The sequence below is a fragment of the Rhizobium sp. 01N424 genome (assembly GCF_056399485.1).
On sequence record NZ_JBFTRK010000005.1, the window covers coordinates 160,195 to 173,323 of the forward strand.

Annotated in this window: 8 protein-coding genes and 1 tRNA gene; all 9 read left to right on the plus strand. The window is 63.7% G+C overall.

Features of this window, described 5'->3' with window-relative positions:
* Window positions 1-48 precede the first annotated feature (48 nt).
* The 9 genes from bcsA (at window position 49) to AC1DNK_RS15610 (ending at window position 13,105) form a co-directional block, all read left to right on the plus strand.
* Complete coding sequence (gene bcsA, locus AC1DNK_RS15570) at window positions 49-2,247, plus strand: UDP-forming cellulose synthase catalytic subunit (protein WP_477942008.1); 2,199 nt, start codon at window positions 49-51, stop codon at window positions 2,245-2,247.
* On the plus strand, window positions 2,247-4,814 hold the full coding sequence (locus AC1DNK_RS15575; RefSeq protein WP_477942010.1) for a cellulose biosynthesis cyclic di-GMP-binding regulatory protein BcsB: 2,568 nt from the start codon (window positions 2,247-2,249) through the stop codon (window positions 4,812-4,814). The genes bcsA and AC1DNK_RS15575 overlap by 1 nt, the downstream gene beginning before the upstream one ends.
* A complete protein-coding gene (locus AC1DNK_RS15580) occupies window positions 4,811-5,857 on the plus strand; it encodes a glycosyl hydrolase family 8 (RefSeq protein WP_112517006.1) in 1,047 nt (348 codons plus the stop codon). The genes AC1DNK_RS15575 and AC1DNK_RS15580 overlap by 4 nt, the downstream gene beginning before the upstream one ends.
* Complete coding sequence (locus AC1DNK_RS15585; RefSeq protein ID WP_477942189.1) at window positions 5,854-8,280, plus strand: cellulose synthase; 2,427 nt, start codon at window positions 5,854-5,856, stop codon at window positions 8,278-8,280. The genes AC1DNK_RS15580 and AC1DNK_RS15585 overlap by 4 nt, the downstream gene beginning before the upstream one ends.
* A gap of 55 nt (window positions 8,281-8,335) precedes the next feature.
* Window positions 8,336-9,376 carry a trans-3-hydroxy-L-proline dehydratase gene (locus AC1DNK_RS15590; protein WP_477942013.1) on the plus strand — a complete coding sequence of 347 codons (1,041 nt, stop codon included), beginning with the start codon at window positions 8,336-8,338 and terminating at the stop codon, window positions 9,374-9,376.
* A gap of 95 nt (window positions 9,377-9,471) precedes the next feature.
* Complete coding sequence (locus tag AC1DNK_RS15595) at window positions 9,472-10,086, plus strand: HAD family hydrolase (protein ID WP_477942191.1); 615 nt, start codon at window positions 9,472-9,474, stop codon at window positions 10,084-10,086.
* Window positions 10,087-10,173: 87 nt separating this feature from the next.
* Window positions 10,174-10,250: transfer RNA gene (locus AC1DNK_RS15600), tRNA-Pro, on the plus strand.
* Between the two features lie 416 nt (window positions 10,251-10,666).
* Window positions 10,667-12,118, plus strand: a complete 1,452-nt coding sequence (locus tag AC1DNK_RS15605; protein ID WP_477942192.1) for a DUF3300 domain-containing protein — start codon at window positions 10,667-10,669, stop codon at window positions 12,116-12,118.
* 24 nt (window positions 12,119-12,142) lie between these two features.
* Window positions 12,143-13,105: a DUF2950 domain-containing protein gene (locus tag AC1DNK_RS15610; RefSeq protein WP_477942015.1), complete on the plus strand. Its 963-nt coding sequence runs from the start codon at window positions 12,143-12,145 to the stop codon at window positions 13,103-13,105.
* Window positions 13,106-13,129: the final 24 nt, after the last annotated feature.

Here is a 13,129-nt window from a genome sequence, read left to right on the forward strand (position 1 = left end):
GCATGCCCGGGCCATCAGGCCCGGTTTTGTTATTTCGAAGGGACGTCGATGCATAAGGCCCGAAGCATCCTCATATGGGCGGTTGTCTCGCTCTGCGTGATCGCATTGATCACTCTGCCGGTGAATCTGCAGACGCAGCTCATCGCCAGCATCACCGTGGTCACCATCATGGCGATCATCAAGGTGATGAAGGGCGAGGGGACCTGGCGGCTGATCGCGCTCGCCTTCGGTACCTCAATCGTTTTGCGCTATGTCTATTGGCGCACGACGAACACCCTGCCGCCGGTCAATCAGCTCGAAAACTTCATTCCCGGTCTGCTTCTCTATCTGGCCGAAATGTATTCGGTCGCCATGCTGGCGCTCAGCCTCTTCATCGTCGCCACGCCGCTGCCGTCACGCCCGTCGCGCGCCGCCCGCAACGACCGCCACCCGCATGTCGATGTCTTCGTCCCGTCCTATAACGAGGACGCGCATCTGCTCGCCAATACGCTGGCGGCCGCCAAGGCTATGGACTATCCGGCCGACAAGCTGCATGTCTGGCTGCTCGACGACGGCGGCACATTGCAGAAGCGCAATTCCAACAAGCTTGTCGAAGCCCAGGCCGCCGCCGCGCGGCACAACGAGTTGAAGCAGCTCTGCGAAGACCTCGACGTCAAATACCTGACCCGCGAGCGCAACGAGCATGCCAAGGCCGGTAATCTCAACAACGGCATGAAGCACTCGACCGGCGAGCTGATCGCCGTCTTCGATGCCGACCACGCCCCGGCGCGCGACTTCCTGCTGGAAACGGTCGGCTATTTCGACGACGACCCGAAGCTCTTCCTGGTCCAGACGCCGCACTTCTTCATCAATCCGGATCCGCTCGAGCGCAACCTGCGCACCTTCGACAACATGCCGAGCGAGAACGAGATGTTCTACGGCATCATCCAGCGCGGTCTCGACAAGTGGAATGCTGCCTTCTTCTGCGGCTCGGCTGCGGTTCTCAGCCGCCGGGCGCTGGAAAGCCAGGGTGGCTTCTCCGGTATCAGCATCACCGAGGATTGCGAAACGGCGCTGGCGCTGCATGGCACCGGCTGGAACTCGATCTATGTCGACAAGCCGCTGATCGCCGGCCTGCAGCCTGCCACGTTCGCCAGCTTCATCGGCCAGCGCAGCCGCTGGGCGCAGGGCATGATGCAGATCCTGCGCTTCCGCTTCCCGCTCCTGAAGCGCGGCCTGACGATCCCGCAGCGCCTCTGCTACATGTCCTCGACGCTGTTCTGGCTCTTCCCGTTCCCGCGCACGATCTTCCTCTTCGCGCCGCTCTTTTACCTGTTCTTCGATCTCGAAATTTTCACCGCATCGGGCGGCGAGTTCCTGGCCTATACGCTGGCCTACATGCTCGTGAACCTGATGATGCAGAACTATCTCTATGGTTCGTTCCGCTGGCCATGGATTTCCGAGCTCTATGAATATGTGCAGACCGTGCACCTGCTTCCCGCCGTCGTCTCGGTCATGCTCAATCCACGCAAGCCGACCTTCAAGGTGACGGCGAAGGACGAATCGATCGCTGTCAGCCGACTGTCGGAAATCAGCCGTCCGTTCTTTGTGATTTTCGCGGTGCAGATCATCGCGTTGATCATCACCATCTATCGCATCTATGCCGAGCCCTATAAGGCCGACGTGACGCTCGTCGTCGGCGGCTGGAACATCATCAATCTGATCATGGCCGGCTGTGCGCTGGGTGTGGTCTCCGAGCGTGGCGAGCGTTCCTCGTCGCGGCGCGTGCGCGTCAACCGGCGCTGCGAACTCGGCGTCAACGGCAAATGGTACACCGCCTCGATCGAGGACGTTTCGGTCCATGGCGCCCGCCTGCATGTGTTCAACAAGCAGCTCGACCTGATGGCGATCGGCGCCGAAGGCGAGATCCGCTTCCGGCCCTATAGCGGTGCCGATCTCGAAACCTTGCCGCTCATCGTCCGCAACATCGAGCCCTCTGGCGATATCACCGCGGTCGGCTGCCAGTACATTCCGAAGAGCGCGCTCGATCACCGGCTGATCGCCGACCTGATGTTTGCCAATTCCGATCAGTGGACGCAGTTCCAACAGGGCCGCCGCCGCAATCCGGGGCTGATCCGCGGCACCATCTGGTTCCTCGGCCTGTCGCTCTATCAGACGAGCCGCGGCCTGGTTTACTTCTTCCGCAGCATGCGGCCGGAGCGCGAGCAAGCGCAGCAGCAGCAACAGACGGCAAAGGCGAACAGCTGATGAAGAAGCTTGCCGCTGCCTCCGCCCTGCTTCTCAGCGCCTCGGCGATCGCTTATGCGCAGACCGCCCAGGCGCCTGCACCTTTCGACATGTCCAGTGAACGCCCGACGGGGCTGCAGCCAATGGTGCCGCGGCTGACGCTTCCCGCCCAGCAGCCAGCAGCCATTCCGCCACAGCCGGCACCCGTTCCTGCGGCCCCTGTCTCCGCTGCACCCATCCCGGCAGTACCCGCGCAAGCCGCGCCAACGGCCGCCGTTCCGGCAACGCCGCCGGTCTTTTCGCAACCGGCCGCAGCGCCGGCGCCGGTCCCGGCAGTGCCTGTTCCTGCCGTGTCGGTCAATGTCCAGCAGCCCGCGCCGCAGGCGCCCTCCGCCCAGCAGGCGGCAGCGCCGGATGCGGCCTCGGCTGCGCGTGCCGCCGGAAATGTCGTGCGTTACGTCGTACCGGCAGCAAAGTTCGGCCTTGAAGGCGAGTACGACCGCAAGTCCTGGACCGTCTACCTGACGCCGGAGCAGGCGGCGGCACCGGCAAAGTTCAATTTCGCCTATCAGAACTCGATCGTCGTCGCCCCCGAGGCCTCGCAGCTGACGGTGCTGATCAACAACCGGCCGGTCGGCCAGCAGCAGGTCGGGTCGCCCGACAGCCAGTCCTCCGTCAGTTTCGATGTGCCGCGCGGTCTCTTGCAGCCAGGCGCCAATCTGCTGACCTTCGAGACCAATCAGCGCCACCGCACCGATTGCAGCATCCAGTCTACCTATGAACTCTGGTCGAACATCGATCCGTCGCAGACCTATTTCAGTTTCGCCGGACAGGACGCCGCCAAGCTTTCAAGCACCGATGCGATCCGCGCGATCGGTGTCGATGGCGCCGGCAAGACCGAATTCGACCTGCTGGTCCCGGCGCTCGAACAGCCGGGCACCACCAAGCCGCTGCTGCGGCTGACCCAGGGCCTCTCTGTGCTGAGCGGCATGCCGAACCAGACCTTCTCGTTCAGCACCGACCGGGTGCCTGCAGGTGGGGCCGGAAAGCTCAGTGTTCTCGTCGGAACGCCGGCCGAGCTTGCGCCTTACTTTCCGGCACTGCCGCCAGCCGTTCAGGCTGCCCCGCTCGCTACCTTCGCCACCGATCCGCGGACCGGTGCGACGGTGCTGGTTATCAGCGGTCCGTCCTGGCCTGCAATCTCGGCGGCCATCGATACGATCGTGTCGCCGACCGACCGTTCGCCGGCCGTTCGCCGCGACGTGCTGACGACGCAGCGCTGGACGGCGCCCGATGCGCCGCTGCTCTTCGAGGATACCCGCCTCAGCTTCCAGCAGCTCGGCGTCAAGACCACCGAATTCTCCGGCCGCCGGTTCAAGACCGATTTCAACGTCGCCGTTCCCGCCGATTTCTACGCCAATGCCTATGGCGAGGCGACGGTGCTGCTCGATGCCGCCTATACCGAGAATGTGCTGCCCGGCAGCCATATCGATATCTATGTGAACGGCAACATCGCCTCGACCGTGCCGATCACCTCGACCGGCGGCGGCATCCTGCGCCATCTGCCGATCCGCGTGACCATGCGGCACTTCAAGCCGGGCCTGAACGAACTGGCGCTCGAGGCGATCCTGCAGACCAAGGACGATGCCGCCTGCGTGCCGGGCTCGACGGCCGCCAGCACGCCGCGTTTCGCCCTGTTCGATACCACCGAATTCCACATGCCGGATTTCGCCCGCGTCGGCCAGCGGCCCAATCTCGCGGCGATGGCGGGCACCGCCTATCCCTACGGACGGCTGACCGGACCGATGCCGCTGTTCATCGACCGCGCCGATGCCGATACGCTGTCGGCGACCGCCACGCTGCTTGGCCAGATGGCGAGCGTCGCCGGTCACCCGATCGATATCGAAACGTCTGCATCGCCAAGCACGATCGGCGATCGCGACGCGATCTTCATCGGCTCGATCTCGCAGCTTCCGGCGACCGCGCTGTCGCAGGTCAATGTGGCAACCGCGAGCCAGGCCTCATGGCGCCCGGTGCCCGACACCCAGGCAGCGCAGACGGATACCAATGCTGCCTTCGACGAGTGGCGCTCGAAGGTCAGCGGTGGCGCCTGGAGCGGTCAGGTGACGGCTTTCCAGGAATGGATGCGCCGCAACTTCGACATCTCGCTGAGCTCGCTGCAGTTCGTGCCCGGCGTGGAAGAAGTCTTCGCGCCGTCGAATGTGGCGACCATGATGGTCGCTCAGGGAGCGAGCCCCGAAGGCGGCGGCACCTGGACGCTGGTCACCGCACCATCCGCCAAGGATCTGCGCGAAGGCGCCGAAGCGCTGACCTCGCAGGCAAACTGGCCGCAAATCTCCGGCCATATCACCACCTATTCGTCGAAGACCGGCAAGGTCGAAAGCGTGCCGGTCACACGCTTCGATTTCGTTCCCTCGCAGACCGGTACGATCGCCAACTACCGGCTGATCGCCGCCAACTGGCTGTCGACCAACATCCTGTCCTACGCTTTCCTCCTCGTCGTCCTGTCGATCCTGATCGGCGTTACCACATCGAGCATGCTCGGCAGGCTGGGGCGCGGAAAATGAGGGCGCTCGCGGCACGGCTGATGGCAGGCGCCGTCGCGCTCACCGTGCTGTGGCAGCCGGTGGCCGCTCAGCAGGTGCTCGTCGCCCCGCAGGCCTGGGCCGCCTACAAGACGCAGTTCGTCGATCAGACTGGCCGCGTCATCGACAACGGTAACGGCAATATCAGCCATAGCGAAGGGCAGGGCTATGGCCTGCTGCTTTCCTATCTGGCGAACAGCCCGTCCGATTTCGAGCAGATCTGGTATTTCACCCGCACTGAACTGCTGCTGCGCAATGACGGGCTGGCAGTTTGGAAATGGGACCCTGCCTCCAAGCCGCATGTCACCGACACCAACAACGCGTCTGACGGCGATCTCTTGATCGCCTATGCCCTGGCACTGGCAGGCACGGCCTGGAACAAGCCTGATTATATCGAGGCCGCCGCCAAGATGGCGCATTCGCTGCTGACCGAGGCAGTCGTGCAATCGGGCGGGCGAACGCTGCTGATGCCGGGCGTCGAAGGCTTCATGCCGCCGGGCCGCAAGGATGGCCCGGTAATCAACCCGTCCTACTGGATCTATGAGGCCCTGCCGGTGATGGCGCTGCTGGCGCCATCCGATCAGTGGCAGAAACTGACGGATGACGGGCTGGCCCTGCTGCGCTCCATGCAGTTCGGCCCGCGCAAGCTGCCTGCCGAATGGGTGAGCCTGGCGCGCATGCCGGCCCCGGCCGAAGGTTTCGATGCCGAGTTTGCCTATAACTCGGTTCGCATCCCGCTTTATCTCGCCCGCGCCGGCATTGCCGACAAGGCGCTGCTCTCCCGGCTGCAGGAGGGGATGACGGTAGACGGTGCTCCGGCCACCATCGATCTAACGACAGGTAAACCGAAAGCCGCGCTTTCCGATGCCGGTTATCGAATTGTTAACGATGTTGTGGCCTGTGTAGTGAATGGCACAAGGCTGCCAGAATCAGCCTTGCAGTTCTCGCCAGCGCTCTACTATCCGTCCACCCTCCAGCTGCTCGGGCTGGCCTTTGTCGGGGAGAAACATCCGGAGTGTCTGTGAAGTCCTCTCTCGTTGCAATTTCCGCCGCGGTCGTGGTGGCTGGTGTCATCACCGGCCTGAAAGACCGTGCGGCGCTTCAGCAGCGTTTCGGGATGGGCGAAGAGGAGAAGGCTCCGAACCTGATGCTGATGGAGCGGATCAAGGGGCCGGATGCGCCGTCCGATCCGAAGATCGACGTCCAGGCAATCACCGATCGTCTGCAGGCCGCAGCACCCGTCCTCACGGCGCAGGCGCAGGCGCCAGCCCCCGTTATCGCAACACCGCAGCCTCAGCCGCCCGCCAGCGCAGCGATGACGCCGGTTGAGACCGCCCAGCAAACGCCGCCGCAGCCCGTGCAGCAGCCGCAGACATCCGCACCGCAATCGCAGGCGCAGCCGAAGGTCGATGAGAGCGCGCTGCGCTATTTCGCCAGCCGCGGCGACAAGGTGCGTCTGCAGGCCGAAATCTCGCGTCTCCAGGCGCTCTATCCGAACTGGGTGCCACCTGCCGATCCGCTCGCCGTTCCGCAAAGCGGCGACAGGCAGCTCGAAACCATGTGGCAGCTCTATTCCGAAGGCCGCTACGCGGAGCTTCGCAAGGCGATCGCCGACCGGCAGACGGCCGAGGCAGCCTGGCAGCCGCCCGCAGACCTGCTCGACCGCCTCGACGTTGCCGAAGCGCGGGCCCGGCTGGTCAATGCCTCCGATCTCAAGCAATACGCAACCGTCATCGATATCGGCTCGGCGACCCCGAGCCTGCTGACCTGCAGCGATATCGACGTTCTCTGGCGCGTTGCCGAAGCCTTCGTCAGCAGCGACCGCCAGCAGCGCGGCGTCGATGCCTATAGCTACATCCTGAAGAACTGCACCAATGCGCAGGAGCGCCTGGCGACGATCCAGAAGGCCGCGTCCGTTCTGCCTTACCAGCCGATGCAGTCGCTGCTTGCTCTCGAGCAGCCTGCCGTCAGCGGCGCCCGCGAATTCGATGCCATCCGTGATGATCTGGCCCGCCGTTTCCTCGCCGAAGGCAATGCCGACGACAAGCTGATGGTGGCGCCCGATTATATCTCCCGGGTCGAGCGGCTTGCCGAAGCGCAGGGCCAGCCGACCGATGCGCTGTTGCTCGGCTGGTATCAGCTGCGCCGCCAGAATGCCGAGGACGCCGAGAAGTGGTTCCGCGCCGCCCGCACCAAGGAAGACAGCGCATCCGCGTCCGAAGGTCTGGCGCTGGCCCTCATCGACAGAAAGGCGCCGCAGGAAGCCGAAGACGTCATGTATAAATGGCGCACGGACTCCAAGGACGCCATGGACACCTATCTGGCCGCGACCGCGAACGTCATGGCGCTTCAGCCGCCCGCCAATCTCAGCGAGGATGTGCTGGGCCGCATGGCCGCCGAAATCATCGCCCAGAAATATGTCCCGACCGCCCAGCAGTTCGGCTGGTATGCGCGCTCGCTGAACCAGCCACAGACAGCTGCCCGCTGGTTCGAGACGGCGCTGCGCTGGAAGCCGGATGACGAGCCGTCTGCCTACGGTCTGGCGATCACCCGCGAGCAGCTGAACGACCGCAAAGGCGTTGCCGAAGTGCAGCGTCTCTGGGCCGGTCATTCCCAGCGTATCGCAACGCTCGACGATACCTCGTCGCTGACGCCGAACACATCGCAGCCGCTTCCGGGGCCCGGCGAGGCACCGCAGACCGGCGCTCCTGCCGCGGTCGCACCCGTTCAGCAACAAGCCGTACAGCCGGTGCAGCCCGTGCAGGCGCAGCCGCAACAATACCAGCAGTATCAGCCGGTCCAGCAATACCAGCAGCCCGTTCAACAGCAGCAGGCTGCACTCCGTCCGCGCCCGCGCGCCCCGGTCGCCGATTATGCCGAGCCGCCGCTGCAGACGCGCAATGTCGAACGTGGCGGTCGCCAGCCGCGCGGCTGCTCCACGACCGTTGACGCCGATATGCTGAACCCGGGCGATGCTTTGAACCGTGGCTGGTGCCTGATGGACCTGAACCGCCCGATGGAGGCGATCGGCGCCTTCGAGACAGCGCTGAAGAGCCCGGTTCGCCAGAACCGCGAAGATGCCGCCTACGGCCAGAGCCTTGCCTATCTTCGTGCCGGCCTTTCCAACAACGCCGCCGTTGCCGCGACCCGCGCACCGCAGAACCGCCAGCGCGCCGCCGAGCTCCAGGTTGCCATCCTGGCTGACCGGGCGCTTTCGGCCTATGGCGCCAAGCGCTACCGCGAGACGCTGATCTTCCTCGACCAGCGCGCCCAGCTGAAGCAGGAAACCATCGACCTGATGGTGCTGCGCGGCTACTGCTACCTGAACCTCAAGATGTATGGCGACGCCACGCGCGTCTTCGAGGCGGCTGCTGCGACCGGCAGCAAGGATGCCAACCGCGGTCTGGCCGATGTCCGCAACGCAACGCACCCCGATACCGTTTACTGACCTTGGCAATCGCGCCTGCCGCGGATAGACAGGTTCCGCAAGAGGGACTCGCGCGATGAGAACATCCAAGGTCATCCATGTCGTTACCTGCCATGCCGAAGGCGAGGTGGGGGATGTGATCGTCGGTGGCGTCGCGCCGCCGCCGGGCGAGACTGTCTGGGACCAGTCCCGCTTCATCGCCAGCGACGAGACGCTGCGCAACTTCGTGCTCAACGAGCCGCGCGGCGGCGTCTTCCGCCATGTGAATTTGCTGGTGCCGCCGAAGAACCCGAAGGCGCAGATGGGCTGGATCATCATGGAGCCGGCAGACACGCCGCCGATGTCCGGCTCGAATTCCATCTGCGTCGCGACCGTGCTGCTCGATACCGGCATCATCCCGATGCAGGAGCCGGAAACGAAAATGATCCTCGAGCCGCCGGCCGGTCTCATCGAGGTTACGGCCACGTGCAGGAACGGCAAGGCCGAGCGCATCAGCGTCAAGAACGTCGCCTCCTTCGCCGACAAGCTCGATGCCAAGCTCGAGGTCGAGGGGCTCGGCACGCTTACCGTCGATACCGCCTATGGCGGCGACAGCTTCGTCATCGTCAATGCCCACGCGCTGGGCTTCTCGATCGCCCCGCACGAGGCCCGTGATCTCGCCGAGCTCGGCATGAAGATCACCAAGGCTGCCAACGAACAGCTCGGTTTCGTCCATCCCGTCAACAGCGGCTGGGACCACATCTCCTTCTGCCAGTTTGCCGCCCCCGTTGTCGTCGAGGACGGCATCTTGAGCGGCGCCAACGCGGTCGCCATCCGCCCCGGCAAGATCGACCGCTCGCCGACCGGCACCGGCTGCTCGGCCCGCATGGCGGTTCTTCATGCCAAGGGTCAGATGAAGGTCGGAGACAAATTTACCGGCCGCTCGATCATCGGCTCCGAGTTCCATTGCTCGATCGATTCCCAAGCCGATATCGGCGGCAAGCCCGGCATCGTGCCGATCATATCCGGCCGCGCCTGGGTGACCGGAACGCAGCAGCTGATGCTCGATCCGTCCGATCCCTATCCCGCAGGATACCGCCTGTCCGATACCTGGCCAATGGAAAAGCAAAGCGGCTAACCGCGCCAAGGCCCGCCACTCATTTAGCAGACAAGGAATACGCAGTGCCCAATTCCAATATCTTCGGCAAAGACTATGACGCCTTCCTGTTCGACATGGACGGCACGCTGGTGAATTCGATCGCCGTCGTGGAGCGCGTATGGGGCGACTGGGCAAAGCGCCACGGCCTGGAGCCTGAGGTCTTCATGAAGACGGTGCATGGCGTGCGCGCCTCCGATACGGTCCGCAACCTCGGCCTGCCGGGCGTCGATCCGATCCACGAGGCCAAGCTGCTGCTGGATGCCGAGATGGAAGATGTCGAAGGCATCATCGAAATCCCCGGCGCCATCGATTTCGTGAAAAGCCTTCCCGAGGACCGCTGGGCGATCGTGACCTCCGCCCCTGCCGAGCTCGCCTTCAAGCGCCTGAAGGCGGCCGGCATTCCGCTGCCGAAGGTGATGGTCACAGGCGAAGAAGTCTCGGCCGGCAAGCCGAGCCCCGAATGCTATATCCTCGGCGCCAAGCGCCTCGGCGTCGATCCGGCCCGCTGCCTGGTGTTCGAAGATGCCGTCGCAGGAATACTCGCAGGCGAGGCGGCCGGCGCCGATGTCGTGGTCATCACCACTACCCACGCAACGCCATTCGAAACACCGCACGCCGAGACAGATAGCTACGTGGATTACCGCGCCGAAGCCAAGCCCGGCGCACTCGTCCTCTCGACGGCAAAATAAGGCCGCGGCTTTTTGCAGGTGGAGCTCCTTTTTCCACTTGCATTCAAGCCGTCGAAAAACTAAACGATGCAAGCCGTTTAGGCAGGTCGGGGCGTAGCGCAGCCCGGTAGCGCACTTGACTGGGGGTCAAGGGGTCGCAGGTTCAAGTCCTGTCGCCCCGACCATTTAAGCCCTTGAAAACCCTAGTCAAAATACGGACGAGCCCTTGAGGGGCTTGTCTGTTTTGGGGAACGGTACGTGTCCAAATTGGCACTACGTGACGCAAGGTCCGGAAAAGTCCCGAACAAAAGTTACCTCGCTTGTATGCTTTATTGTCAGCGCGGCCCGGCTGATTCCTGTTCTGATCAGGTTTTCTATTACGTAAGCAACTTCTTGCGCGAAACGCCGGCATCAAGCCGTCCCTGACTGCGGCAGTAGTTGGCCCTTGGTCCAACTATACTTCGCCTGACCACGGATCGAATATGGCCGCCTCGGCGAGGTCCCGCTCTCCAGCCTCAGCGGCACTCGCCACAATCCGGCATCGAGCGCAGTGCCGCGCATCGTCGCTGAACGGGTCTCGACCGACAAGGGGATGTCCGAAATGCCGCGGATCTACGAACTTCGCCTCGCAACGGCGGTTGCGCTCCTGCTGACCTTCAGCGGATTTCCGTTCGTCCCCGGAGAACTGCAGAGCGCATGGGCGCAGCAGACCGCGGCCGCCGACGCGCCGGCAGACACGGACGATGCCGCGGATCCGTTGACGGATGACGAGCTCGCGGTGCTGGTCGCGCGTATCGCGCTCTATCCCGACGATCTCGTTGCCTTGGTGACGTCCGCCTCGCTCTATCCGCTGCAGATCGTCGAGGCGCAGCGCTATCTCGATGATGCCAAGAAGAATCCGAAGCTGAAACCCAAGGATACCTGGGATGGTAGCGTGATCTCGCTTTTGAACTACCCCGATATCGTCAAGATGATGAGCGACGATCTCGACTGGACGCAATCGCTTGGCGAGGCCCTGGCCAACCAGCAGAAAGATGTCCTCATCGCCATCCAGCAATTGCGCGACAAGGCGGTGGCCGATGGCATCATCAAGACCGACGACAAGATCAAGGTGGTCCAGGAAAACGACAACGTCGTCATCCAGTCGGCAAGCCCCGAGAAGATCTACGTCCCGCAATATGCGCCAGAGATGCTGTACGAGCCGGATTACGCGCCGCAGCCGATCAGCTACTACCCCGACTACTATCCGAACTACACCTATCCGACCGCGCCCTTCTTCGCCGCCGCCGTAACCGGCGCGATCTGGGCGGCAGCGGTCGATTGGGACGACTGGGGTGTATGGGGCGGCCGCTGGCGCGGCGATGTCGATATCGACTGTGACCACTGCTTCAACAACATCAACGGCAAGGTCAATTTCAACGATATCGACTGGAAGAACGTCGATCGCAGCAAGATCAAGTTCGACCGCGATCAGTTCAACAAGATCGACCGCAACTCCATCAAGAACAGCATCAAGGCGAGCGACCGCAACAGCATCAAGGCCAAGGCAAATGCCATCGGAAACAGCCGCAATATGGCAATCCGCAACAAGGCCGGCAATGTCAGCGTCAAGGATATCCGCAACAGCAAGATCGATGCGGACCGGATCAATCGCGACAAGATCAACCGCGACATGGCGTCGAAGATCGGCAACAAGCCGGGTCAGGGCATTGCCGGGCGCACGCCGTCGGCCAGGCCTGCGGGCAATCTGGCGGGCAAGGCCAGTTTCGACCGCCCGGCAGGAAAGCCGAGGCCCGCGGCGCGCCTCGACAACCGCCCGAAGAAGCCATCCGCTCTCGGTCATGTCGATAATGGCAGACGGGCACAGATGCAGTCCGAACGGGGCCGGCTGGCCATGGGCGGTGGGAGCAGGCCCAGCTTGGGAGGCGGCAACCGCGGCGGCGGGCACGCGATCGGCGCCGGTGGCGGCCGGGGAGGTGGCCATGCGATCGGACGCGGTGGCGGCGGCGGGCATCGCTCCGTTCCCCATCGCGGTGGCGGACGCCGCCGGTAACCCTTCGAGCAAAGGAAGACAGTCATGATCACGACAGTCCGCACCATGATCCTGAGCTCGGTCTTTACCGTCGCTCTTGCCGGCTTTGCGGCATTTCCGGCGGCCATCAATGCCGCCGAGCCAACCGAAGGAACGGTCATCGCAGGCTTTGCATCGCAGACCGATCCGCCGGCATTCGACACGCCTGAAGCCGCCGTCGATGCCTTCAAGGCAGCGCTCGCCGCCGACGATTTCGACAAGTTGGCGAGCCTGCTCGGCCTCGATGCCGCCAAGGCCAAGGCGGGCGAGGGCGTCATGGACACATATGCCGAGATCCGTGACGGCGTGAAGAAGCAGCTTACGGTGCGCGACGTCGACGGCGCCAAAATCCTGGATATCGGCGACAAGCTCTGGCCGCTGCCGTTCCCGATCGTCAAGGGCGAAGACGGCAAATGGTCCTTCGATACCTATGCCGGCTTCGAGGAGATCATCAACCGCCGCGTCGGCGAAAACGAGCTGCAGGCGATCGCGACCATGCGCGCCTATGTCGATGCGCAGAAGGAATATGCCGCCGAAGACCATGATGGCGACGGCGTTCTCGAATATGCGCAGCGGCTGATCAGCAGCGATGGCAAGACGGATGGCCTCTACTGGTCTCCCGATCTCGGTGCGGGGGAAAGTCCTGCGGGCGCCGCCTTCGAGACCGATGCGGCTCTCAGGAAAGCGAAGGCTGGGGCGGGATATTTCGGTTACCACTACCGCATCCTGGCGGCGCAGGGGCCGAACATTGCCGGCGGCAAGTTCGACTACATCATCAACGGCAACATGATCGCCGGTTTCGGGCTGATCGCCTGGCCGATCCGCTACGACGAGACGGGTGTCCATACCTTCATGGTGAATGCCAATGGCACGGTCTACCAGGCCGACCTGGGCAAGAACACCGACGCGATCGCCGCAGGGATCAGGACCTTCAATCCAGACGACAACTGGGAAGTGACCGACGACTAGAGCCGCTCGCGCGGACGAGGGGAT

Excerpts from the sequence above, each read along its gene's own strand:
- bcsA (WP_477942008.1), top strand. The coding sequence starts at position 49 with ATGCATAAGGCCCGAAGCATCCTCATATGGGCGGTTGTCTCGCTCTGC.
- AC1DNK_RS15575 (WP_477942010.1), top strand. The coding sequence starts at position 2,247 with ATGAAGAAGCTTGCCGCTGCCTCCGCCCTGCTTCTCAGCGCCTCGGCG.
- AC1DNK_RS15580 (WP_112517006.1), top strand. The coding sequence starts at position 4,811 with ATGAGGGCGCTCGCGGCACGGCTGATGGCAGGCGCCGTCGCGCTCACC.
- AC1DNK_RS15590 (WP_477942013.1), top strand. The coding sequence starts at position 8,336 with ATGAGAACATCCAAGGTCATCCATGTCGTTACCTGCCATGCCGAAGGC.
- AC1DNK_RS15595 (WP_477942191.1), top strand. The coding sequence starts at position 9,472 with ATGGACGGCACGCTGGTGAATTCGATCGCCGTCGTGGAGCGCGTATGG.
- AC1DNK_RS15605 (WP_477942192.1), top strand. The coding sequence starts at position 10,667 with ATGCCGCGGATCTACGAACTTCGCCTCGCAACGGCGGTTGCGCTCCTG.
- AC1DNK_RS15610 (WP_477942015.1), top strand. The coding sequence starts at position 12,143 with ATGATCACGACAGTCCGCACCATGATCCTGAGCTCGGTCTTTACCGTC.